This window comes from Mesorhizobium sp. M0715 (assembly GCF_040320355.1).
Lineage (GTDB): Bacteria > Pseudomonadota > Alphaproteobacteria > Rhizobiales > Rhizobiaceae > Mesorhizobium.
In genome coordinates, this window is the sequence record NZ_JAMYPL010000002.1 from 265,167 (window position 1) to 287,508 (window position 22,342).

20 protein-coding genes are annotated in these 22,342 nt (G+C 64.2%); 12 read left to right on the plus strand and 8 right to left on the minus strand.

The window, feature by feature from the left end:
• Positions 1–41: 41 nt before the first annotated feature.
• The 4 genes from NKI21_RS03165 to NKI21_RS03180 are packed head-to-tail and all read left to right on the plus strand — an operon-like array spanning position 42 to position 3,338.
• A complete protein-coding gene (locus NKI21_RS03165) occupies positions 42–923 on the plus strand; it encodes a branched-chain amino acid ABC transporter permease (RefSeq protein WP_352440575.1) in 882 nt (293 codons plus the stop codon).
• Entirely contained in the window at positions 920–1,882 is a 963-nt protein-coding gene (locus NKI21_RS03170) for a branched-chain amino acid ABC transporter permease (RefSeq protein ID WP_352440576.1), read from the plus strand. Before NKI21_RS03165 ends, NKI21_RS03170 begins: the two co-directional genes overlap by 4 nt.
• A complete protein-coding gene (locus NKI21_RS03175; RefSeq protein ID WP_352797144.1) occupies positions 1,879–2,607 on the plus strand; it encodes an ABC transporter ATP-binding protein in 729 nt (242 codons plus the stop codon). Before NKI21_RS03170 ends, NKI21_RS03175 begins: the two co-directional genes overlap by 4 nt.
• Positions 2,604–3,338: an ABC transporter ATP-binding protein gene (locus tag NKI21_RS03180; protein ID WP_352797147.1), complete on the plus strand. Its 735-nt coding sequence runs from the start codon at positions 2,604–2,606 to the stop codon at positions 3,336–3,338. Before NKI21_RS03175 ends, NKI21_RS03180 begins: the two co-directional genes overlap by 4 nt.
• Here the strand turns inward: NKI21_RS03180 and NKI21_RS03185 are convergent, their stop codons facing one another.
• Entirely contained in the window at positions 3,339–4,784 is a 1,446-nt protein-coding gene (locus NKI21_RS03185) for a sodium:proton antiporter (RefSeq protein ID WP_502896738.1), read from the minus strand.
• A gap of 205 nt (positions 4,785–4,989) precedes the next feature.
• Positions 4,990–5,604, minus strand: coding sequence for a bifunctional nicotinamidase/pyrazinamidase (pncA, locus tag NKI21_RS03190; protein ID WP_023810735.1), 615 nt, complete (start codon positions 5,602–5,604; stop codon positions 4,990–4,992).
• A gap of 246 nt (positions 5,605–5,850) precedes the next feature.
• Here pncA and NKI21_RS03195 point away from each other — a divergent pair, with 246 nt between their 5' ends.
• The 6 genes from NKI21_RS03195 to NKI21_RS03220 are packed head-to-tail and all read left to right on the plus strand — an operon-like array spanning position 5,851 to position 12,999.
• Positions 5,851–6,711 (plus strand): FAD binding domain-containing protein, encoded by an 861-nt coding sequence (locus NKI21_RS03195; RefSeq protein ID WP_128304201.1) that lies wholly within the window; start codon positions 5,851–5,853, stop codon positions 6,709–6,711.
• The gene (locus NKI21_RS03200) at positions 6,708–9,542 is read left to right on the plus strand and encodes a molybdopterin-dependent oxidoreductase (protein ID WP_352809525.1); all 2,835 of its coding nucleotides are present in this window, start codon (positions 6,708–6,710) and stop codon (positions 9,540–9,542) included. The genes NKI21_RS03195 and NKI21_RS03200 overlap by 4 nt, the downstream gene beginning before the upstream one ends.
• Positions 9,539–11,080, plus strand: coding sequence for a 6-hydroxynicotinate reductase (locus NKI21_RS03205; protein WP_352864496.1), 1,542 nt, complete (start codon positions 9,539–9,541; stop codon positions 11,078–11,080). Before NKI21_RS03200 ends, NKI21_RS03205 begins: the two co-directional genes overlap by 4 nt.
• A complete protein-coding gene (locus NKI21_RS03210; protein ID WP_352864499.1) occupies positions 11,080–11,964 on the plus strand; it encodes a UPF0280 family protein in 885 nt (294 codons plus the stop codon). The genes NKI21_RS03205 and NKI21_RS03210 overlap by 1 nt, the downstream gene beginning before the upstream one ends.
• The gene (locus NKI21_RS03215) at positions 11,957–12,541 is read left to right on the plus strand and encodes an amino acid synthesis family protein (RefSeq protein ID WP_352864501.1); all 585 of its coding nucleotides are present in this window, start codon (positions 11,957–11,959) and stop codon (positions 12,539–12,541) included. Before NKI21_RS03210 ends, NKI21_RS03215 begins: the two co-directional genes overlap by 8 nt.
• A complete protein-coding gene (locus tag NKI21_RS03220; protein WP_352775435.1) occupies positions 12,538–12,999 on the plus strand; it encodes a MarR family winged helix-turn-helix transcriptional regulator in 462 nt (153 codons plus the stop codon). Before NKI21_RS03215 ends, NKI21_RS03220 begins: the two co-directional genes overlap by 4 nt.
• A 40-nt stretch (positions 13,000–13,039) precedes the next feature.
• Here the strand turns inward: NKI21_RS03220 and NKI21_RS03225 are convergent, their stop codons facing one another.
• The 3 genes from NKI21_RS03225 to NKI21_RS03235 are packed head-to-tail and all read right to left on the minus strand — an operon-like array spanning position 13,040 to position 16,901.
• Positions 13,040–14,008 carry a substrate-binding domain-containing protein gene (locus NKI21_RS03225; protein ID WP_352730413.1) on the minus strand — a complete coding sequence of 323 codons (969 nt, stop codon included), beginning with the start codon at positions 14,006–14,008 and terminating at the stop codon, positions 13,040–13,042.
• Positions 14,005–15,321: an ABC transporter permease gene (locus tag NKI21_RS03230; RefSeq protein WP_352797161.1), complete on the minus strand. Its 1,317-nt coding sequence runs from the start codon at positions 15,319–15,321 to the stop codon at positions 14,005–14,007. Before NKI21_RS03230 ends, NKI21_RS03225 begins: the two co-directional genes overlap by 4 nt.
• The gene (locus NKI21_RS03235) at positions 15,318–16,901 is read right to left on the minus strand and encodes a sugar ABC transporter ATP-binding protein (RefSeq protein ID WP_352797164.1); all 1,584 of its coding nucleotides are present in this window, start codon (positions 16,899–16,901) and stop codon (positions 15,318–15,320) included. Before NKI21_RS03235 ends, NKI21_RS03230 begins: the two co-directional genes overlap by 4 nt.
• Before the next feature lie 222 nt (positions 16,902–17,123).
• Here NKI21_RS03235 and NKI21_RS03240 point away from each other — a divergent pair, with 222 nt between their 5' ends.
• Positions 17,124–18,143, plus strand: coding sequence for a LacI family DNA-binding transcriptional regulator (locus NKI21_RS03240; protein WP_023810747.1), 1,020 nt, complete (start codon positions 17,124–17,126; stop codon positions 18,141–18,143).
• Positions 18,144–18,175: 32 nt separating this feature from the next.
• Here NKI21_RS03240 and NKI21_RS03245 read toward each other — a convergent pair whose 3' ends face one another.
• The 3 genes from NKI21_RS03245 to NKI21_RS03255 all read right to left on the minus strand — a co-directional run bounded on the left by NKI21_RS03245 (position 18,176) and on the right by NKI21_RS03255 (position 21,594).
• On the minus strand, positions 18,176–19,177 hold the full coding sequence (locus tag NKI21_RS03245) for an LLM class flavin-dependent oxidoreductase (RefSeq protein WP_023810748.1): 1,002 nt from the start codon (positions 19,175–19,177) through the stop codon (positions 18,176–18,178).
• A 68-nt stretch (positions 19,178–19,245) separates the two neighbouring features.
• Positions 19,246–20,415 carry an AI-2E family transporter gene (locus NKI21_RS03250; RefSeq protein WP_023810749.1) on the minus strand — a complete coding sequence of 390 codons (1,170 nt, stop codon included), beginning with the start codon at positions 20,413–20,415 and terminating at the stop codon, positions 19,246–19,248.
• Between the two features lie 117 nt (positions 20,416–20,532).
• Positions 20,533–21,594, minus strand: coding sequence for an LLM class flavin-dependent oxidoreductase (locus NKI21_RS03255; RefSeq protein ID WP_352440589.1), 1,062 nt, complete (start codon positions 21,592–21,594; stop codon positions 20,533–20,535).
• Positions 21,595–21,894: 300 nt separating this feature from the next.
• Here NKI21_RS03255 and NKI21_RS03260 point away from each other — a divergent pair, with 300 nt between their 5' ends.
• Positions 21,895–22,323, plus strand: a complete 429-nt coding sequence (locus NKI21_RS03260) for a DUF6481 family protein (protein ID WP_023761392.1) — start codon at positions 21,895–21,897, stop codon at positions 22,321–22,323.
• Positions 22,324–22,342: the final 19 nt, after the last annotated feature.

Genomic DNA, 22,342 nt, shown 5'->3' on the forward strand with positions numbered 1-22,342 from the left:
GGCAGAGGGGGGTGCCTCGCGCATCCGTTGGCGCATAGCCCATGCACTTCGGTCCCCACCTTCTCCTCGCCGCCCTCGAAGGCCTCGTCACATCCGCGGTGCTGGCGCTGACCGCGCTTGGCCTGTCGCTTGTGTTCGGCGTGATGCGGGTGGTCAATGTCGCGCATGGCGAGTTCTTCATGCTGGGCGCGGTGCTCGCCTGGGCGATCACCACGGCCATCGGCGGTCACCCTGTGCTCGGCTTCCTGGCGGCGCTGGTGATTGCGCCGCTGATCGTCGGCGCCATTGCGTTGGTCGCCGAACGGCTGGTGCTGCGCCGGCTCAATTACAATCCGGAAGCCACCATCGTCGCCACCATCGGCATGCTCTACATCATCCAGCAATTGGCGCTGACTTTTTACGGCCCGGAGGCGCGGCCGGTGGAGCCGCCGTTCAGCTATCGCATCCTTTTGCCTTGGTTCGGTTACTCCGGCTACAAACTGTCTGTTATCGCCGCTTCCGCGCTGCTGCTCACCGCGACATGGCTGGTGCTGACCCGCACCAAGATCGGCCTCGTCATGCGCGCCACGCAGTATGACAGCGAAACGGCGCAAGCCTTCGGCATCCCTGTCGGCCGTGTCTATGGCGGCGTCTTCGCGCTTGGGGCCATGCTGGCGGCCATTGCCGCGGTGCTGATCGTGCCGATCAGCCAGGCGCATTATCTGATGGGACAGGATCCGCTGCTGCTCTCCTTCATCGTCGTCATCATCGGCGGCCTCGGCTCGCTGCGCGGCACGGTCGTCGCCGCCGTGCTGATCGGCCTCTCCGACGGCATCATCTCGATGTTCTTCTCGCCGACTTTGGCCAAGATCATCGCAACGCTGCTGGTCGCCATGGTGCTGGTGTTCCGCCCGCAAGGCCTGTTCGGGACGGCATCGCGATGAGCGAAGCTTCGCCGGCAAAAGCCTATGCCTTGCATCTCGGCGTCATCGCGCTGCTCTTCGTGCTGAGCTTCCTTTTGCCGGAGTATTATCACGGCCTGCTCGCCCGCATCATGGTGCTGGCGGTGTTCGCCATGGGCTACAACATGCTGTTCGGCTATGTCGGCCTGCTCAGCCTTGGCCATGCCATGTTCTTCTCCGCCGGTCTCTATGGCGCCGGCCTTGCCGTCATCCAGCTTGGCTGGGGCGTACCAGCGGCATTTGCCGCTGGGATTGCCTGCGGTGCGCTCCTGGCGCTGGTGATCGGCCTGCTGGCGCTGCGCACCACGGGTGTCGCCTTCATGATCGTCACCATGATGTTCGCCCAGGTTTTTTATCTCCTCATTCTTTATTTCGCGACGTGGACTGGCGGTGACCAGGGCATGGTCGTCCCGCAGCCGGCGCGGGTGCTTAGCTTCGGCACGACATCGCTCGAGCTCACCAATCCAACGGTGCGCTACTTGACAGCGCTCGGGCTGTTTTCGATCGTGCTTCTCGTCAAGTTGGCCATGGTCCGCTCCCGCTATGGCCGCGTGCTGGTCGCCATCCGCGAGAACGAGGAGCGGACGAAGATGCTGGGATACGACACTTTCTCCAACAAGCTCGCCGCCGTCGTCATCTCCGGCATCATCTGCGCGGCCTCGGGTGCCGCCTATGCACTGCTGTTCGGCTATGTCGGATCGAGCTTCGCCTCGGTGCAGTATTCGATCCTGCCGCTGCTGTGGGTGCTGCTGGGCGGTGCTGCAACAACGCTCGGGCCGCTGATCGGCACGCTGTTCATGTACTATGTCATTGATATCACCAGCGGCTACACCTCCGCCTATTTGCTGATCGTCGGCATTGCGCTCATCCTTTTGGTGCTGTTCTTCCCCAAAGGAATTCTGGGCAGCATCCGCCAGCGCTGGCTCGGGTGGCTGCCGTGATGCCGCTTTTGACCACCAAGGGCCTGTCGCGCAATTTCGGTGGTCTGCGCGCCGTCGACAATGTCGATTTCGCGCTGATGCCGGGCGAGATCCGCGCCGTGATCGGCCCCAACGGAGCGGGGAAGACCACCTTCGTCAGCCTGGTCAGCGGCCGCATCCAGCCGTCTGCCGGCATGATCGTCTTCGACGGCGCCGACATCACCAATCTGCCAGCCTATGTCAGGGTGCGCAGGGGCATCGCCTACACCTTCCAGCTCACCAGCGTCTATGCCAACCTGTCCGTTTACGCCAACGTCGCGCTGCCCGCGCAACTGACGCTGCGGCATGGCAGCCATTCCAAGAGCGCGATACAGGCCGCTGTCATGTCAGCACTCGAACGCACCGGCCTGGCCGATCGTGCCCACATGCCGGCCGGCCAATTGTCCTACGGCCATCAGCGCCTGCTGGAAGTGGCGATGGGCCTGGCGCTGAAGCCGCGCCTGCTGATCCTCGACGAACCGACGCAAGGCCTGGCCGACTCTGAGATCGACAATTTCATCACGTTGGTGCGCGAGATCGCCAAAAACGCCACCGTGCTTCTGATCGAGCACAACATGCCCGTGGTCATGCAACTGGCCGACCGCATCACCGTCTTCAACGCCGGCAAGATCCTCGCCGAAGGCACGCCCGAAGCAATCCGCGGGAACGTGGCGGTGCAGGAAGCCTATCTGGGGACCGCCCCATGACCGAGACAAACAAGGCCGAGGCGACGTCTCAAGCACTCACCATCTCGGGGCTCGACTGCTTCTATGGCGAGGTCCAGGTGCTCTATGGCCTCGATCTGGTGCTGAACAAGGGCGAGGTGCTGTGCCTGTTCGGCCGCAACGGCGCCGGCAAGACGACGACGCTCAAAGCCATCATGGGGCTGGTTCCCTCGAGCGCCGGCTCGATCAGGCTCGACGGTCAGGAATTGACTCGGCTACCGGCACATGAAGTGCCCAAGGCCGGCGTCGCCTATGTGCCGCAGGGAAGGCGGCTGTTCGCCGAGATGACGGTGGCGGAAAACATCGAGATCGGCCTGATGGCGCGCGGCAAGGGCAAGGCGACGCGTGAAAATGTGCTCGACCTCTTTCCGCTGTTGCGCCAGCGGCTGAGGCAGCGCTCCGGTACGCTGTCCGGCGGCGAGCAGCAGATGCTGGCGATGGCGCGTGCACTCTGCCTCGAACCGCAGGTGCTGTTGCTCGACGAGCCTACCGAAGGGCTGATGCCGTCGATGATCGCCAAGATCCGCGAGACGGTGTCGAAGCTGCGCGATATGGGCGTTTCGACCATCCTGGTTGAACAGCGTGTCGATGCGGTGCTCTCTGTCGCCGACCATGTTGCCTTCATCGAAAACGGCCGCAACCGCGAGACGGTCGATGTCGAGGAATTGCGTGCCGACCCGTCGGCGGTGCGCCGTTATGTCGGCGTGGGCTGATCAGCCGAAGAACAGAAAACCCGTTACCAAAAATGTCGGGATCAGCACCAGGCCCGACCATGCCATATAGCCGAAAAAGCCCGGCATCTTGACGCCGCGATGCCTGGCGATGGCGTAGACCATGAAGTTCGGCGCATTGCCGATATAGGTGTTGGCGCCCATGAACACCGCGCCTGCGGAGATCGCCGCCAAAGTCGAGGCGAATTCCGTCATCAGGTGCCGGGGGTCGCCGCCGGCAAGCTCGAAAAACACCAGATAGGTCGGCGCATTGTCGAGGAAGGATGACAGCGCCCCGGTCAGCCAGAAATAGGCGAGGTCATTGGGCCCTCCCGAGGGCGAAGTGACGAGGGCGACCAGCGGCGCCAGCGCGCCCTCATGGCCGGCCCTCAGGATAGCGACGACCGGCACGATGCAGATGAAGATGCCGGCAAACAATTTGGCCACCTCTGATATCGGACCCCAGTTGAAGCCGTTGGCTTCGCGGTATTCCTTGCGCGAAATGGCAAGTGAAACGAGGGCAAGGGCCAGGATCATGACGTCGCGCACCAGGTTCTGCAGTTCCAGGCTGACCCCGCACACGGAGAAGCTGACGCCCGGCTTCCAGGTTGCCGACAGCAGGATGGCGCCGATCACGCCCGCCAGCAGCGGAAGGTTGGCCAGGCCGCGCAGACGCACCTTGGTATCCGGCGTCGGATCCTTGATCTTCGGCGCGCCGGCCTCGCGCCGGTGCAGGATGATGTCGATGCCCAGGAAGACGGCCAGCACGACGCCGCCGACGAACAGCGTTTCGCGCCAGAGGTTGGCGGTCGTCCAGAAGAAGTCGACGCCTCTGAGGAAACCGACGAACAAAGGCGGGTCACCCAAAGGCGTCAGCGAGCCGCCGATGTTGGACACCAAGAAGATGAAGAAGATCACGACATGGGCGTTGAACGGCCTGTTATCGTTGGCGCGGATGATCGGCCGGATCAGGATCATCGAGGCACCGGTCGTGCCGATCACCGAGGCCAGCAGCGCGCCGACCAGCAGCAGGCCGGCATTCACCAGCGGCGTGCCGTGAATGTTGCCGGCAATGAGAATGCCGCCCGAAATGGTGAACAGCGCAAACAGCAGGATGATGAACGACATGTATTCGGTGAGCAACGCATGCAGCACCGCTTCGGTCGCTGTGGGAACACCGAAGGCAGCCGCCAGCGGCAGGACCACCAGAGCGCCCCAAAGGGCCGCGATCTTGCCGTAGTGATGTTCCCAGGCATGAGGAAACAGCAGCGGACCGGTGGCGATCGACAATAGCAGCCCGGCAAAGGGCAGCGCCCACCACAGCGACATCGAAGCGCCGGGCAGGCCGTGTTCCTCCGCCGCGAAAGCCTGTGCCGGGAACAGCATAGCGGCAATTATCGCAGCGCATGCAGCCAACAGGGGGATCGGATATGAAAAAGGCCCCCTCATCCGGCCGCTATGCGGCCACCTTCTTCCCGTTGGGGAGAAGAGACGAGCTTCGGCGCCGGCAGCCTCCTCTCCCCTCGGGGAGAGGTCGGACTGACCCGAATTGCCCTTCGCAATTCGGCTGGCAATCCGGGTGAGGGGGACCTTCACCGAAGGCGACAATCCTGCCTTTAAACATCGGATCTCTACCTGTTGCCCCACGATCCGTTCAATCCGACAAAGGGTCTTCGAGCGTCACGCCGGCGTCGCGCATGCGCTGCAGCATGGCATGGAGCGAGCCGTTGAGATCGATGCCGCGGCAGGCATCGAGCCGCACTATGGTTTTAAAGCCCTGGCTAACGGCGTCCAGCGCCGAGAAGGCAACGCAGAAATCGGTCGCCAGCCCGACCAGGGTCAGCGTGTCGATGCCGCGCTCCCGGAGGTAGCCGGCAAGGCCGGTCTGTGTCGTGCGATCGTTTTCGAAGAAGGCCGAGTAGCTGTCGATATCAGGCCGGAATCCCTTGCGGATGACGAGTTCGGCCTTGGTCCAGGCGAGGCCGGAATGGAAATCGGAGCCCAAGCTGCCCTGGATGCAGTGGTCCGGCCACAGCGTCTGCTGGCCGTACGGCATCTCGATCATGGTGAAGGGATGCGCGCCCGGATGGCTCGAAGCAAAGCTGGAGTGACCGGCGGGATGCCAGTCCTGCGTCAGCACGACATGGTCGGTTCGCCGGATCAGGTCGTTGACCAGCGGCACGATCTCATCGCCGCCAGCAATCGCCAGCGCGCCGCCCGGACAAAAATCGTTCTGCAGGTCGATGACGACAAGCGCTTCGTCGGCCATGGGCTTTCCTCTTCCGTATGCAGGCTCCAGTGGAAAATGCCGCTGACGCGACCGGACGCAGAAACTTGACCAGATGGCCGGCGGCGTCAACCTCTCGCGACATAACAAATGCGTGCCGGCCGGGTCGCTGCAAACTCCGGCTTTGACAAATCCTGCGGGCTTGATATCATTTGCATACGAATGAATTTCTCGGCTTGAACGCCGGAAATACCGGATTCGGAAAGTTCCTTTTCTGGAAGGCAAAGCGTGATCCGTTACGCGAAACCCACCTCGGTCGACGAAGCGCTCGCTTTGCTTGGCGAGGGCGCCTGGCGCATCCTTGCCGGCGGCACCGATTTCTATCCGGCACAGGGCAGCAAACCCTTCCGCGACAATGTTCTCGACATTAACGGCCTGGGTTCGCTGCGCGGCATTGCCGAGACGAGCGACCATTTCGTCATCGGCGCGCGCACGACCTGGACCGACATCGTCCGCCACCCCTTGCCGCCGGCCTTCGATGCCTTGAAACAGGCGGCGCGCGAGGTCGGCTCGGTGCAGATCCAGAACGTCGCCTCGGTCGCCGGCAATGTCTGCAACGCGTCGCCGGCCGCCGACGGTGTGCCTGCCCTGCTCGTCCTCGATGCCGAGGTCGAGCTGCGCTCGGTGGCAGCCACGCGGCACCTGCCGCTGCAGGACTTCATTCTCGGCAACCGCCGAACGGCTCTGCTGCCCGGTGAGATGGTCACGGCCATCCGCGTGCCGAGACCCGCTGCTACGGGCATGTCGGCTTTCGTCAAGCTCGGCGCGCGCCGTTATCTCGTCATTTCCATTGCCATGGTGGCGGCACGTCTGGTCGTCGAAAACGGCCTTGTCCGGCAAGCGGCGGTCGCCGCCGGCTCCTGCTCGGTGGTGGCCAGGCGGCTGGCCGGCGTCGAAGCCGCGTTGTGCGGGCTGCCGGCGGATGGCGGACTTGCCTTTGCGGTCCTGTCCGCGCCGATGAGCGAACTATCGCCGATCGCCGATGTGCGCGGCAGCGCCGAATACCGGCTCGATGCGGTGCGCGAGATTGTTGCCCGCGCCGTGCTCGCGGCTGTGGGCCGGACGACTGGCGAAGAGGTGGCGGCATGAGCCAAATTCAGCCTGACGCGCGTGAAGCCTTGCCCGATCCGAGCAGTGCCCAGCCAGGCTTCGGCGCTGCGCGCGCCGATATCGTCTTCGAGGTCAACGGCGCCGCCGTCTCGGTCAATGTGCCGCCGCTGCGCCGGCTGTCTCTGGTGCTGCGCGACGAACTGGGGCTGACCGGCACCAAGGTCGGCTGCGATGCCGGCGATTGCGGCGCCTGTACGGTGCTGGTCGACGGCGATCCCGTCTGCGCCTGCCTGATGCCGGCGGCTTCCGCTGCCGGCGCATCGGTGACGACAGTCGAAGGGCTTTCCAACGGCCGGCTGTCGGCGTTGCAGGCCTCTTTCCTCGCCTACGGCGCCGCGCAGTGCGGGATCTGCACGCCCGCCCTGTTGGTTGCGGCGACGGCGTTGCTGGAGAAGAAGGCGAGCCCCACCGAGGTCGAGGTACAGGACGCGCTCGGCGGAATTCTGTGCCGCTGCACCGGCTACCGGAAGATCATTGCCGCAGTGATGGATGCCTCCGTGCAGGCAGTAAGCCTGGATTTCCGCTTGCCTCCATCCGGCCACGCGATCGGCTCCTCGCCGATCCGACTCGACGGCGTGCCGAAGGTCACCGGGGCTGAGAAATTCGGCGGCGATTCCTTCCCCGCCGATGCGCTGGCCGTGCTGGTGGTCCGCTCGCCGCATTATCACGCCGCTTTCGCCTTCGGCGACCTCGACGGCTGGGCGAAACAGCATCCTGGCATCGCCGGGGTCTTCACCGCCGCCGACATTCCGGGAAAGAACTGTTTCGGCGCTATCGGCCCATTCGCCGACCAGCCGGCGCTGGCCGAAGGTTTTACTCGTCTTCGCGGCGAGGCGGTGGCGCTGGTCGCCGGCGAGCGCGAGGCGATCCTCGATCTCGACCTGTCGGATTTTCCTATCCGCTGGAGCGAACTGCCGCATTTTCTGCAACCCGCCGAAGCGCAGGCCGAAGGTGCGGCGCTGATCCATGAAAGTCGGCCGGCGAACCTGCTCACCTCCGGCCTGGTCGAACGCGGCGACCCCGAGACGGCGCTTGCCGGCGCTGCGTTCACCGTGTCCGGCGCCATCGACACCTCCTATGTCGAGCACGCCTATATCGAACCGGAAGCCGGCTATGCCTATCTGGACGGCGACACGCTGGTCGTCGTCGCCTGCACCCAGGCGCCCTATATGGACCGCGACGAGACGGCGAAGGTGCTCGGCCTTGCCGTCGACAAGGTGCGCATCGTGCCGACCGCGACCGGCGGCGGTTTCGGTTCCAAACTCGACGTTTCGTTGCAGCCGCTGATCGGCCTGGTGGCGCTGAAGACGGGGCGGCCGGCGGCACTCGCCTACACCCGCAACGAATCGATGATGTCGACCACCAAGCGCCATCCGGCCGGGATGAAAGCGACCATCGGCGCCGATGCCGACGGCCTTGTCACCGGCATGATCTTCGAAGGTGACTTCAACACCGGCGCCTATGCAAGCTGGGGCCCTACCGTGGCCAACCGCGTGCCGGTGCACGCCTCCGGACCCTACGCGACGCCGAATTACCGCGCCGAAGGCCGCGCCATTCACACGCATGGGCCAATTTCCGGTGCCTTCCGCGGCTTCGGCGTGCCGCAGGCGACGATCATGCAGGAGACGCTCTATGACGAGCTGGCCGGCAAACTCGGCATGGACCGGCTCGACTTCCGCTTAAGGAACTGCCTTCGGAACGGTTCCGAAACGGTTACCGGGCAGCTTCTGGAGTCCGGCGTCGGCATTGCCGAATGCCTCGAATCGCTGCAGCCGCATTGGGTGCGCGCGACGGCTGATGCGGATGCATTCAACAGTGCCAACAGGGATAGAAAGCGCGGCGTTGGCGTCGCGTCCTGCTGGTATGGCTGCGGCAACACTTCGCTGCCCAACCCGTCGACCATCCGGGTTGGCATCGCGGCTTCAGGCGACATCATCCTGCACCAGGGCGCCGTCGATATCGGCCAGGGTTCCAACACCGTCATCACCCAGATCTGCGCCGACGCTCTCGGCCTGCCGTTGGAGAAATTCCAACTGAAGAGCGCCGACACAGCCATCACTCCCGACGCCGGCAAGACCTCGGCCTCGCGCCAGACTTTCGTCACCGGCAAGGCAGCCGAAAAGGCCGGCCGCGCCTTGCGCGAAAAGATCCTGCGATTTGCCAATGTTTCCGAAAACGCAGCCCTGCAACTCGACGGCCCCGCGATCGTCATCCGCGAAGGCGAAGCCACGCGCCGCATCGATCTCGCGACATTGGATGTGGATACCGAAGGCTTCGTCTTCCGTGCTGAGGAGACCTACGATCCGCCGACACTGCCGCTCGATGCCAAAGGACAGGGCAAGCCCTATGCCGTTTACGGCTATGGCGCGCAGATCGCCGAACTGGAGGTCGACCTCAAGCTCGGCACGGTGAAGCTGCTGAAAATCACCGCCGCGCACGATGTCGGCAAGGCGATCAACCCGCTGCTGGCCGAGGGCCAGATCGAAGGCGGTATCGCGCAAGGCATCGGCATGGCGCTGATGGAAGAGTACATCCCCGGCCGCACCGAGAATCTGCACGACTATCTCATCCCGACCATTGGCGACGTGCCGCCGATCGAGACCATTCTCATTGAAGTTCCGGACCCGGAAGGACCCTTCGGTGCCAAGGGTTTGGGCGAGCATGTGCTGATCCCGACGGCACCTGCAATCCTCAATGCCATCCGCCACGCCACCGGCGTCCTGGTCACCAAGATACCGGCGACGCCGACGCGTATCCGCGCTGGCATCCGCGAGAAAGATGGCATCCGCGAAAAGGAGGCACGCCGATGAGCGAGCTTGCCGAACGCTTCGAAACCCATGATCCCGGCGAGAAGCTGGTGGCGGAGAAGATCCGCTGCGATGCCTGTCCGGTGATGTGCTACATCGCGGATGGGCGCACGGGCGCCTGCGACCGCTACGGCAATGTCGGCGGCAGGATCGTGCGGATGGACCCGCTGACGATCCTCGACCATGCGGCCGAGACCGGCGCGGCAATCGTGCCGTTCATTGCCGAAGGCGAGGCCTGGGACGGCGAACTGGTCAACACCGGCCGCCGCTTCGTCACGGCAATCGGCGCCGGCACCACCTATCCCGACTACAAGCCGGCCCCGTTCATCGTCAGCCAGGAAGTCGAAGGCGTCGATCTCGTGACCGTGGTCACCGAAGGCATTTTTTCGTATTGCGGCGTCAAGGTGAAGATCGACACCGACCGTCATATCGGACCCGAAACGGCTGTCGTGCGATCGCAAGGCGAAGCGATCGGCCATGTCACGACGGGAGAATATGGCTCGCAGATGCTGTCGCTGGGCGGTGTGCATCACCTGACCGGCGGCTCCAAGGCCGAGGGCCGCGCCACCTGCGACGCTCTGCTCAATCTGTGCAACCGCAAGCCGGTGGAACTGGCCATCGACGGCGGCGCCACCATAACAGTCGAAGCCGGCAAAGCGCCTGTCATCGACGGCAAGCAGGAACACCGCATGCGCGTCGGCTGCGGCTCGGCGACCATCGGCATGTTCGCCACGCAATGGCGCGGCCTGGTCGACGAGGTGGTGGTGGTCGACGACCACATCACCGGCGTCGTTTCCGAGCACCAGGCTGGCAAGGTTCTGGGCTGGCAGGATACGGGCATCAAGATCATTGGTCGCCGTTCGACGCCGGGCCGCTATTTCAAGGTCTCCGAACCCGGTCTCGGCTGGGGCGGCACCAGCATTTCCGACCCACTGTCGATCCTCGGCGAGTGGAACGCCAAGAAAGGCGCGCGGCCGGGTCTGTCGCTGCTGATGGTGTCGACCACCGGCGAGCAGTTCGCCTATTACGAGCTCGATGACGAGCTGAAACCGGTGCAAAAACCTTTCCCCGAACGGCTGCAAAAGTCGGTCGGCCTGATCGAGGACAATTGCGAGCCGGCTTTGTGCACGGTGCTGTTCATCGGCGGTGCCGGCGGTTCGCTGCGGGCCGGCGTCACCGAAAACCCGGTCAATCTCACCCGCTCGGTTCAGGGCCTGAAGACCTATGTGACGGTCGGCGGCGCGCCGGTCTATGTTTGGCCGGGCGGCGGCATCACGCTGATGGTCGATGTCACACGAGTGCCGGAAGGCGCCTTCGGCTATGTGCCGACGCCGGCGCTGGTGGCCCCGATCGAGTTCACGCTGCGCCGCGACGACTATGTCAGGCTCGGCGGCTACGAGGCCGAGATCCGCGGCGTCGAGGACATTGTCGCAAAAGGCGGTGAGTACCTGAATCCGCGCCGCGGCACCGGCGCCGAAGCCAACAATCCATGGCCGCCACTCGCGCAGCTACGTCGTGCCGGCCCGAACGGGGCCGGGTGATGCAAGGTCCGCAAGCCCATTGGCTGCAGGACGGCAGGCGGCTGCATCTCAACCACGGGCCGATCGACCTGATCGTCGAGGTTTTTGGTGAGGCGGATGAATGCCGCCGAGCCTATGAACAAGCCGTAGCGCGGTTCCAGACGATCCTGATGGAGCTGGTCGAGGAACTCCCCGAATTGCGGCTGCCGGCGTTTTTCCTGGCGCCGCGCACATTCGCCGGCCCGACGGCGCGCCGCATGGAGGCAGCCGTCATGCCCCTGGCGGAATGCTTCATAACACCGATGGCCGCCGTCGCGGGATCGGTAGCCGACGAAATGCTCGCCGCATTGCTTGCCGGTCGCAAGCTCGAGCGCGCCTATGTCAACAATGGCGGCGACTGCGCAATCCATATCGGCAGGGGAAAGTCGATGGGCTTGGCGGTCGCCGGCACCGGCAACGGCATGGCCGACCGGATCACGATCCGCGCGGAAGATGGCGTTCGTGGCGTTGCCACCAGCGGCTGGCGCGGCCGCTCCTTCTCGCTTGGCATTGCCGACGCCGTCACCGTGCTCGCGCGGACCGGCGCCGAGGCAGATGCGGCAGCGACCCTCATTGCCAACGCGGTGGACCTGCCCGGCAATCCCGCCATCAAGCGCATTCCCGCACATGAATTGTCGCCCGACAGCGATCTCGGCGCGCGCCTGGTGACACATGGTGTCGGCACGCTTGCCCTTGGCGAAGTGACGCAGGCGCTGGACAATGGCCTTGCCGTCGCCGAAGATTTTCGCCGGCGCGGCCTCATTGCCGGATCGGCGTTGTTTCTTGGCGGTGAGGCCCGCATCAGTGGCTCGGTTGCGCTTGCCGCGCCCAACAAAAGTTCGAGGGAGGAGGTTGCCCATGCCTGAGTTTCCGATCCGCAAGATCGCGGTGCTGACCGAAGAGATCTTTCACGAGGGCGGGCCGGTGGCCCAGGTGCCGCGCCGCCGCGCCGCCGCCATGGCGCTCGTGAAAAATCCGTTCGCCGGGCGCTATGTCGAGGAGCTGCAGAGCGCCATGGACGATCTCAAGCCGCTCGGCTTGCTGCTCGCCGACCGGCTGATCGCGGCGCTCGGCGGCGACGTCAAGCAGATCGACGGCTACGGCAAAGGCGCCATTGTCGGCGCGGCGGGCGAGTTGGAGCACGGTGCGCTGTGGCATGTGCCCGGCGGCTACGCCATGCGCGAGCGGCTCGGCGACGCCAAGGCGATCGTGCCGTCGGCCAAGAAGGTCGGCGCTTTCGGTTCGAAGCTCGACGTGCCGCTCGGCCACATCAACGCAGCCTATGTGCGCAGCCATTTCGACGCCATGGAAGTCGGCATGTCCGATGGTCCGCGCCCCGACGAGATCCTGTTCTGCCTCGCCATGACCTGTGGCCCCCGCATCCACGATCGCATGGGTGGTCTCGCGGCCGATGACATCAAAGCCTGGGATGGCTTGCGGTGAGCGGCGAGGACAATCTGCTCAAGCTGGTCGAGGTCGAGACCCCGGACGACCAGGATTACCTCCTGCAGGAGCAGGTCGGCTTCATCCTGCGCAAGGCGCATCAGCGCCATGTCGCGATCTTTGCCGCGCATATCGGCGACCTGACGCCGCCGCAATTTGCAGCACTTGCCAAGCTGCGGGACGTCGGCGAGACCTCGCAGAACCAGCTCGGCACGCTGATCGCCATGGATGCGGCGACGGTCAAGGGCGTCATCGACCGGCTGAAGGCGCGCGGCCTGGTCGAGCTTTCCAGGCACGAGGTCGACAAAAGACGGCTTCTGGTCAATCTGACCGCGGCAGGCCGCCATGCGATCGAGCGCCTGATCCCGCTGGCGCGCGAGATCACCCAGGAGACGCTGGCGCCGCTCTCCGCCAAGGAGATCGCCACCTTCATGAAGCTGCTGGTGAAGCTGGCTTAGACCGCCGGGCGCCAAAAAGGCACCCGGCAGGAAGCTTGGCTCAGAGGCCGTTGTCCTTCAGCACTTGGGCGGCGTTTTCCTTGGTGATCTTCTCGGTCGGCAGAGTGATGGTCTTTTCGACCTTCTCGCCGTTGAGGAACTTGATCGCCTGGCGCAGGCCTTCGGCACCGGGAGTGACATAGGTGAAGGTGGCTGTCAGCTCGCCCTTGTTGACCATCTGCACGCCTTCGTTGGGCAGGCCGTCGATGCCGATGAACTTGATGTCCTTTTCGCGGCCGACATCCTTGGCGGCGAGATAGGCACCATAGGCCATCGGATCGTTGTGGCCGTAAACGAGATCGATCTTCTCGTTGCTCTTCAGCGCGTTGGCCATCAGATTATAGGCTTGGTCCTGCTTCCAGTCGCCCGACTGCTGGTCGAGCAGATATTTGATGCCCGGCTCCTTGTCGGTGAATTCGTGGAAGCCGTCGTGGCGGTCATGCGCCGGCTGGGTGCCCATGCCGCCCCAGATCTCGACGACGTTGCCTGAAGCCTTGCCCTTGCCGCCAAGCAGTTCGACGGCATATTCGCCGGCCGCGCGACCGATCAGCGCGTTGTCGCCGCCGACGAACTGCGTGTAGTCCTTGGTGTCGACATTGCGGTCGAGCACGAAGACCGGGATCTTGGCGTCGATCGCCTGCTGCACGACGCCGGTCAGGCCGGCAGATTCCTTCGGTGACACCAACAGCGCATCGACCTCCTGGCGGATCAGGTTCTCGACATCGGCGACCTGCTTTTCGGTCTTGTCCTCGCCGTCGGTGATGATCAGTTCGACCTCGGGATGCTTGGCGGCTTCGGCCAGGATGTCCTTGTTGAACTGCGCGCGCCAGGGCTCGATGGTCGTCACCTGCGAGAAGCCGATCTTCCACTTTTTGTCCTGGGCGAAGGCATTGCCGGTGGTCAGAAGCGCGGTGGTGGTCAGCAGCGCCGCGGTCAGGGCGGCAAGCTTCAGCATGTCACGTCGTTTCATTTTTTGTTTCCTCCGAGATTGAGAGACGGTGTCTCTTGCGACGGCCGCTTTGCCGCGGCCGTTTCCTTGTGCGCCGATTGCCCGCCGGGCAGGCGCAGATAGGCCAGGAGATCACCGGCATTGCGCTCCTGCACGAGCACGGTGCCGATGATGATCATCCCCTTCAGCACCAGCTGAAGGTTCGAATTGATGTTGTGGAGCTGCAGGATGTTGGAGAGCAGGCCGAAGATCAGCACGCCGCAGAAAGTGCCGACGAGGCTGCCGCGCCCGCCCATCAGACTGGTGCCGCCGATGACCACGGCGGCGATGGCATCGAGCTCCAGCCCGGCGCCGGCATCCGGCTTGCCTTGCCGGTACTGTGCGACATAGAGCACGGCGGCGATGCCGGCGAGCAGCCCGGAGACAGCATAGGTAGCGATCTTGACGCGGCCGGCGGCGATGCCGGAGAGGCGCGCCGCCTCCTCGTTGCCGCCGATGGCGTAGACATAGCGGCCGAACGGCGTGAAGCGCAGCACCGCGCCATAGATCAGGATGGCGCCGAGGAAGAACAGGCCCGGCATCGGGATGATGCCGAACACCAGCGAGCGCAGGATCTCGAAATCGGCGGTCGCGTTGGAGCCGGTATAGACCGGCAGCACGGCATTGTTCTGGCCGGCGGTCAGCCGGGCGATGCCGAGCGCCGTCACCATCATCGCCAAGGTGACGATGAAGGGCTGCAGGCGCCCGGCAACGATGATGAAGCCGTTGAGCGCGCCGAACAGCAGGCCGACGCATGGCGCCACCAGCAGCACGCCGAACACGCCGAATTTCGGCTCGATCTGCGGCAGCAGAAACCACAGCGACAGGCAGCACAGGACCACGCCGACGACGGCGGGCGTGACCACCCCACGAATCCCGTCCAGCCTGATCTCGCGGAGGAGATCGGCGCCGGCGCGGGACTTTGCCAGGTTCTGGAAAATGAAGCGGGTGACGACGAAACCGAGGCAAAGCGCCACCAAAGCGACGGTCGGCACGCCCAGCACGACGCCTGGTGTCACGCCTGGAACCGTCAGCAGCATGGCGCAGACCACCGAGCAGATAGCCATCAGCGAGCCGACGGAGAGATCGATGCCGCCGGTGATGATCACAGCCGTCATGCCGGTGGCGATCAGGCCGGTGGTCGACACCTGGCGCAGCACATCGAGCAGATTGCCGTAGGAGAGGAAGATGTTGTTGCCCTTCGAGCTCATCGGCGAGCCGAGCACGCCGATCAGGAAGATGGCGATCAGGCCCCAATAGAGCTTGGTTCGGGACAGGAGTTTCAGGGCAGTCATGCGGCTGGTCTCGATATGGTCCGACGCGGGGCGGCGAGGCGCATGATGGCCTCCTCACTGGCCGCGTCGCGGGAAAGAATGCCTGTCTGGCGGCCATCGGCCATCACCAGGATGCGGTCGGAGAGGTGCAGCAGCTCCGGCAGTTCGGAGCTGATGACGGCGATGGCGAGGCCGTCGCGCGCCAGCCTGAAGATCAGGTCGTAGATCTCGCGCTTGGCGCCGACATCGATGCCGCGCGTCGGCTCGTCGAGCAGCAGCACCCTTGGCCTGGTTGCCAGCCACTTGCCGATGACGACCTTCTGCTGGTTGCCGCCCGACAACGTACCGGCGGGCTGATCGATGTCCCGGCAGCGGATGCCGAGGGCCTCGACCGCCTGCCGCGCCAGCCCCTGCTCGCCGGCCAGCGAGCGGATGCCGAAGCGGGCCAGCGAGCCGACCAGCGGCAGCGCGACATTGTCCGCGATCGAAGCCTGCAGATGCAACCCTTGCGTCTTGCGATCCTCGGTCACCAGCGCGATGCCCAGCCGCCTTGCATCGCGCGGCGAACGGATATCCATGCGCTGGCCGTCGATACGGATTTCGCCGCCGGTGCGGCCATCGCTCGAACCGAAGATCGCTTCCAGGATCTCGGTGCGGCCCGAACCCAGCAGCCCGCCAATGCCAAGGATTTCTCCAGCGGCAAGATCGAAGCCGACGCCGTCGATCACCGTGCGCCAGCCATGCGCATCGGGCTTCGACAGCGACAGGTTTTCGACCGAAAGCACGGTCATGCCAGTGGTGTTGCGCTCTTCCTGGGAGGAAGCAAGCAGGTTGCGGCCGACCATCGCCGAAATGATCGCATCTTCGTCGAGCCTGGCCATCGGCTCGGTCAGCACATGGCGTCCGTCGCGAAACACGGTGACGCGGCCGGCCAGATGCATGACCTCGTCGATGCGGTGCGAGATGTAGACGATGGCGACACCGCTGTCGACAAGCTGGCGGATGATGCGGAACAGCCGCTGGCATTCGGCCGGCGACAGCGCCGAGGTCGGCTCGTCCATGATCAGGATGCGTGCCGACATAGACAGTGCCTTGGCGATCTCGACCAGTTGCTGCTCGCCGACACGCAGGGCGCCGACGCGGGCTTGCGGATCGAGTTCGATGCCGAGCCGCTGCAACAATGTGCCCGCCGCGCGGCTGCTCGCCTTGCGGTCGACGATCAGGCCCGCGATCAGCTTCTCGCGGCCGAGGAAGATGTTGTCGGCGACGCTGAGTTCGGGCACCAGGTTGAGCTCCTGATGAATGATGGCGATGCCGGCATCCTCGGCGTCGCGCACGCCGCCGAAGCTGACCGGGCGGCCATCGACGCTGACCGTGCCGTCATAGCCGGTATAGACGCCGGAGAGGATCTTCATCAGCGTCGACTTGCCGGCGCCGTTCTCGCCCATCAAGGCATGAACCTCGCCGCGACGCAGCTCAAAGCCGACATCGACAAGCGCGGCGATGCCGCCGAAGCTCTTGGAAATGCGCTCGGCACTCAGAACGGTGTCCGACCGATCAGCCGCACCGTGCTCCGGGGACAGGGAATTGCTCTCTTGCATGACAATGGCGGCCTCCCTTCCGTCGTCGTCAATTTCCCGCAAACGCTAATCTAAACGTTTCGATCAAGTCAAGCCGATATAAGGTGCCGGACGTTTGATGCAATTTCGATTCTTGCTTAAAAGGACAGGATTCCGTACGTGTTGGCCAGCAAGGGGTGGCGAAACGTTTCGAAAATGACAGCGTCAGGGCAAAAAAGACACCGCAAATCCACCGCGCCCACCATGCTTCATGTGGCTGAAGCGGCGCGTGTTTCTGTCGCCACCGTTTCGGCGCTGATCAATGGCACGGCGACGGTCAGCCCGGAGCTTAGCCAGCGCATCGAGCAGGCGATCCGCGATATCGGCTACAAGCGCAACGCGATCGCCCGCAGCCTGAAGATGGGCACGACCCGCACCATCGGACTGACCGTGCCGCACATCACCAACCCGTTCTTCACCGATGTCGTCTCGGTCATCCAGCAGGCCTTCGACCGGGCCGGCTATGCCGTCATGCTGTGCTGCACGGACGAGGATTTGAACACCCAGGACGACCAGATCAGGCTGCTGCTCGACCGCATGGTCGACGGGCTGATCGTGGCGCGCGTCGGCGACGGCGCGATCCTCAAGCGGATCGTCGACGACGCCAACGTGCCGGTCGTGCTGCTCGATCGTATCTGCAAAGGCGTCGACACCGATGCCGTGGTACTGGACAACCAGCGCGCGGTGTTCGACGCCATCACCTATCTGATCAATCTCGGCCACCGGCGCATCGGTTACATCACCGGCACCTCGGACATCTCGCCGATGCATGACCGCATGGCGGGATATCGCGAGGCGCTTCACGCCGCCGGCCTGCCGATCGCCGAAGAACTGATCCGCTTCGGCAATTTCCATGAGATCGACGGCTATAACGAAACCATGCAGATGCTTTCCTCGCATGATCGGCCAAGTGCTATCTTCTCGGCCAACAACCCGATGGTGATCGGCACCATGAAGGCGATCCGCGACATCGGCCTGTCCTGCCCGGAAGACATTTCGGTCGCCTGCTTCGACGACTTTCCATGGTCCGACGTGTTCCAGCCGCAGTTGACCACGGTGGCCCAGCCGGTGCAGGCGATCGGAGAACAGGCGGCCAATCTGCTTCTCGACCGTCTCGCCGGCAACAGGGACGCGCCGCCGCGCAAGCTTTTGCTCAAGGGCCGGCTGATGATCCGCAATTCATGCCGTCCGCTCGGCGCGATTGCGCAGAGCGTGAGCGCGTAGCCTTCCCCCGGCGTAAGTCGTACCAGGATTTGTCAGGCCGCCTGCGACAAGGATTTGTGCGCCTCGGCCAGGATCTCGAACGATCGCACCCGCGCCGCATGATCAAAAATCTGCGCGGTGACCATCAGTTCGTCGGCGCCGGTGCGGCGCACGAAGGCATCGATGCCTTGCCGCACCGTTTCCGGGGAGCCTACGACGGCGCAGGACAATGCCTGGCCGAGCATTGTCTTTGCCATCGGATCGAGATCGCGGTCATAGTTCTCGACAGGTGGCGGCAGCCGGCCGGCCCGACCGGTGCGCAGATTGACGAAAGCCTGTTGCAGCGAGGTGAACAACAAACGGGCCTCCGCATCGGTGGGCGCGGCGAAGACATTGAGGCCAAGCATGACATGCGGCTTGTCGAGCTGCTCGGACGGCTGGAAGCGCGAGCGGTAGACATCCAGCGCGTGATCCAGCTCCGCCGGCGCGAAATGCGAAGCGAAGGCGTAGGGCAGGCCGAGCATGGCGGCGAGCTGCGCGCCGTAGAGGCTGGAGCCAAGGATCCAGACCGGCACGTCCTGGCCTTCGCCGGGCACGGCTCGGATGCGCTGGCCCTCCTCGGCCGGCTGGAAATAGCCCATCAGCTCGACGACATCCTGAGGGAAATTGTCGACCCCGGCCTCGAGATTGCGGCGCAAGGCACGGGCGGTGCCCATGTCGGTGCCGGGCGCCCGGCCGATGCCGAGATCGATGCGGCCCGGATGCAAGGCGGCCAGCGTGCCGAACTGCTCGGCAATCACCAGCGGCGAATGGTTGGGCAGCATGATACCGCCGGCGCCGACGCGAATGGTCTTGGTGCCGCCGGCGACATGGGCAATGACGACGGCTGTGGCCGCGCTGGCGATACCCGGCATGTTGTGATGCTCGGCCAGCCAGAAACGCTTGTAGCCCAGGCGCTCGGCATGGCGGGCAAGATCGAGCGAGTTGGCCAGCGACTGCGAGGCATCGCTGCCTTCGACGATCGGCGACAGGTCGAGAACGGAAAGAGCGGTCATGGGTGGGATCCTGTGTCAGGACCGCATGTAGGAAGCATCCGGCGGCGCCGCAAATTCAAAAATATTGATCAGCCTTTGACAGCTTCGGGGTCGGCGATGTCGTCCTCCTCGACGACAACCGCGTGCTGCGCGGAGAGAAAATTGCCGACATGGCTAAGCCCGTCGAAATGATCGCAGAATACCTTGATGACGACCAGCAGCGGCACCGCCATCAGGGCGCCGACGAAGCCCCACAGCCATGACCAGAAGGCGATGGCGATCAAGATCGCCACGGCGTTGATCTCCAGGCGCCGGCCGACCACCATCGGCGTCACGAACTGGCCTTCGACGATGTCGCACAAGATCACGAAGGCCGGCGCCAGAAGCGCGTAGAAGATGGTATCGAAGCTGATCAACGCCATGACCGTGACAAGCGCAATGGTGATCAGCGCTCCGACATAGGGCAAGAAGTTGAGCAACGCCGCGGCGGCTCCCCAGACCAGCGGATTGGGCATGCCAAGCGCCCACAGACCGAGAGCGATGACTGTGCCAAGGCCGGCATTGATGATGGTGACGGTGAGCAGATAGTGCGAGATTTCGCGCTCGACGTCATAGACGACGCGCAACGCCCGTTTCTTTTCGCTGAGGCGGGCGAAGGACTGGATGATCTTTTCATAAAACATCGTGCCGGAGGCGAGCAGGAACAGCGACAGCACGAAGATGATGGTCAGGCCTGTTCCCGCCGACAGGATGTTGCTGGCGGCCGCCGACAGGATGCCGGACTGCGCCACCGCCACCCTCTGAATGCCCGGCTCCTGCGAAGTCTGGGTCAGCTGTTCGATCTGATGCGAAATCTGCATGATCTTCTCGAGCGGGCGGCGCAATTGTGCCAGCCGTTCGGCAAGTTGCTGGCCTATCGAAGAGGTGTTGTTGATGAGGTCGATGATCGGTCCGCTGAGCAGGTAGCCTACGCTGGCAAAGATGCAGATCGACACCAGCACCAGAAGGGTCGCCGAAATCACTTCGGAGATGCCGTGCCTGCGCAGGAGCCTAACGATCGGCGTCAGCGTCAGCGCCAGCAGGAAAGCCAGAATGACCGGCATGAAGAAAGCGCGAGCGAAGTAGAGTGCATAGATGGCCATGAACAGGAAAATGCCGACGAGCAGCGAACGCATCAGATGCGTGTCGGCGCGGGCCGCAACGCGCGAATCCGATTCGTCGGCGACGGCGTGAGCCAAGGCAGCGGGTTCGGTTTTCATGCTCACCCTCGAGCCGGCGCCCTCGGCGATCGGCTATTGCCTGCATGAACGCAGAGTTATGGGCGCAGGTTCCATGAGCCGGCTTCCGGAATGAGGCCGCTCGCACCGGACTCCGGGTCAGGCGACCGGCGCTGCCGGTGCCGGCTCAGCCTTGGCTGTTTCCTTGCGTACGATTGGCGCCACCCTGGTGCCGTAGAGTTCGATCGCCTTCATGATCTTGGCATGCGGCATGGTGCCGATCGCCATCTGCAGCAGGAAGCGGTCGTTTTTGAAGATCTTGTGCTGGGCGACGATCTTCTCAGCCACTTGCTCGGGGCCGCCGACGAACAAGGCCCCGTTCGGGCCGCGCGACTGGTCGAAATGCGCTTGGGATGTCGGACCCCAGCCGCGCTCGCGGCCGATGCGGTTCATCACCTCCGCCTGCGGGCCGTAAAAATCGTCGGCCGCCTGCTCGGTCGTCTCGGCGATGAAGCCGTGCACGTTGATGCTGGTGGCGAGGCCCGCCAGATCACTACCGGCGCGCTTGGCGGCTTCGCGGTAGAGATCGAACAGCGGCGCGAAACGCGCCGGCTCGCCGCCAATGATGGCGAGCGCCAGCGGCAGGCCGAGTGCGCCAGCGCGGGCGGCAGACTGCGGCGTGCCGCCAATGGCGATCCAGACCGGCAGCCTGTCCTGGAAGGGCCGGGGATAAACGCCGCGATCGTTGATCGGCGCGCGCAGATTGCCCGACCAGGTGACCTTCACGCTGTCGCGGATGGCAAGCAGCAGATCGAGCTTTTCGGCGAACAGCTCGTCATAATCCTCGAGGTTGTAACCGAACAGCGGGAAGGATTCGATGAACGAGCCGCGCCCGGCCATGATCTCGGCGCGGCCGCCCGACAGAAGATCGAGCGTGGCGAATTGCTGGAAAACGCGCACCGGGTCGTCGGAGGACAGAACGGTGACCGCGCTGGTCAGCTTGATGCGCTTCGAACGCTCGGCCGCCGCGGCCAAGGCCACGACCGGTGCGGAGGCGGCATAGTCGGGCCGGTGATGCTCGCCGAGGCCGAAGACGTCGAGGCCGACCTGGTCGGCCAGTTCGACCTCCTCGATCAGGTTGCGCAGCCGCTCATGCGGGCCGATTGCGCCGGGGCCCGGCTGCGGGCTGACGTCGGCGAAGGTGTAGAGACCGAGTTCCATCTAATGTCATCCTGATGTTGGAATTTGCCGCTAGACGTAGCCATCCGCCAACCTCGCTGCCAGAGGGGCGACGGTGAACAGTGCATGTCGTTTTCGACTCTATCTCTTCGTCGCAATTCCCAAGGGAAAGCGCTGCGCGCTTTCCCGGGAAAACCGCTTCACACTTCTCCTGGAATTGCTCCAAAGGCGTCTCCCGGCTGCAACAGCCGACAATTTCATGGCTGCCATGCCGTTTTGGCGCTTGAACTCTCGGTTTTCGCGCGTATGTAAGCGTCGCGAATTGACTTCAGGGAAGTGGACTTGGCTATCTACAGGGAAAAAGACGTTTTCGAGCGGCGCAACGCCGCAAACGAGGCAAAGAAGGCGCTCCTCGAGCGCTTCAAGGCAAAGCCGGCGGCGGATGATCCCGCAGTGCTGGCGCGGCAGGCTGAACGCAAGGCTATCCTTGCGGCTCGCGAAATCCGCGAGGCCGAAAAGGCCCGGCTGAAGCAGGAGAAGCTGGCACGCGAAGCGGTCGAGAAGGCCGAGCGCGAGGCAGCAGCCGAAGCGGCACGTATCGCCGCCGAGGAAGCTGCACAGGCTGAGGCCAAGATTCGGGAATCCGAAGAGAACGAGCGCATCGCCCGTTTTCTGGCCGATGAAGCCGAGCGCAAGGCCAAGCGTGACGCGCGTTATGCGGCACGCAAGCAGCGCACCGGCAGGACGCCGCCGGGCTTCTCGGCCCGCTAGCCTCCAGGCTACGAAGCAA

Coding starts and splice junctions, on each gene's coding strand:
- NKI21_RS03165 (WP_352440575.1), top strand. CDS start 42: ATGCACTTCGGTCCCCACCTTCTCCTCGCCGCCCTCGAAGGCCTCGTC.
- NKI21_RS03170 (WP_352440576.1), top strand. CDS start 920: ATGAGCGAAGCTTCGCCGGCAAAAGCCTATGCCTTGCATCTCGGCGTC.
- NKI21_RS03180 (WP_352797147.1), top strand. CDS start 2,604: ATGACCGAGACAAACAAGGCCGAGGCGACGTCTCAAGCACTCACCATC.
- NKI21_RS03185 (WP_502896738.1), bottom strand. CDS start 4,784: ATGAGGGGGCCTTTTTCATATCCGATCCCCCTGTTGGCTGCATGCGCT.
- pncA (WP_023810735.1), bottom strand. CDS start 5,604: ATGGCCGACGAAGCGCTTGTCGTCATCGACCTGCAGAACGATTTTTGT.
- NKI21_RS03200 (WP_352809525.1), top strand. CDS start 6,708: ATGAGCCAAATTCAGCCTGACGCGCGTGAAGCCTTGCCCGATCCGAGC.
- NKI21_RS03205 (WP_352864496.1), top strand. CDS start 9,539: ATGAGCGAGCTTGCCGAACGCTTCGAAACCCATGATCCCGGCGAGAAG.
- NKI21_RS03210 (WP_352864499.1), top strand. CDS start 11,080: ATGCAAGGTCCGCAAGCCCATTGGCTGCAGGACGGCAGGCGGCTGCAT.
- NKI21_RS03215 (WP_352864501.1), top strand. CDS start 11,957: ATGCCTGAGTTTCCGATCCGCAAGATCGCGGTGCTGACCGAAGAGATC.
- NKI21_RS03225 (WP_352730413.1), bottom strand. CDS start 14,008: ATGAAACGACGTGACATGCTGAAGCTTGCCGCCCTGACCGCGGCGCTG.
- NKI21_RS03230 (WP_352797161.1), bottom strand. CDS start 15,321: ATGACTGCCCTGAAACTCCTGTCCCGAACCAAGCTCTATTGGGGCCTG.
- NKI21_RS03235 (WP_352797164.1), bottom strand. CDS start 16,901: ATGCAAGAGAGCAATTCCCTGTCCCCGGAGCACGGTGCGGCTGATCGG.
- NKI21_RS03240 (WP_023810747.1), top strand. CDS start 17,124: ATGCTTCATGTGGCTGAAGCGGCGCGTGTTTCTGTCGCCACCGTTTCG.
- NKI21_RS03245 (WP_023810748.1), bottom strand. CDS start 19,177: ATGACCGCTCTTTCCGTTCTCGACCTGTCGCCGATCGTCGAAGGCAGC.
- NKI21_RS03250 (WP_023810749.1), bottom strand. CDS start 20,415: ATGAAAACCGAACCCGCTGCCTTGGCTCACGCCGTCGCCGACGAATCG.
- NKI21_RS03255 (WP_352440589.1), bottom strand. CDS start 21,594: ATGGAACTCGGTCTCTACACCTTCGCCGACGTCAGCCCGCAGCCGGGC.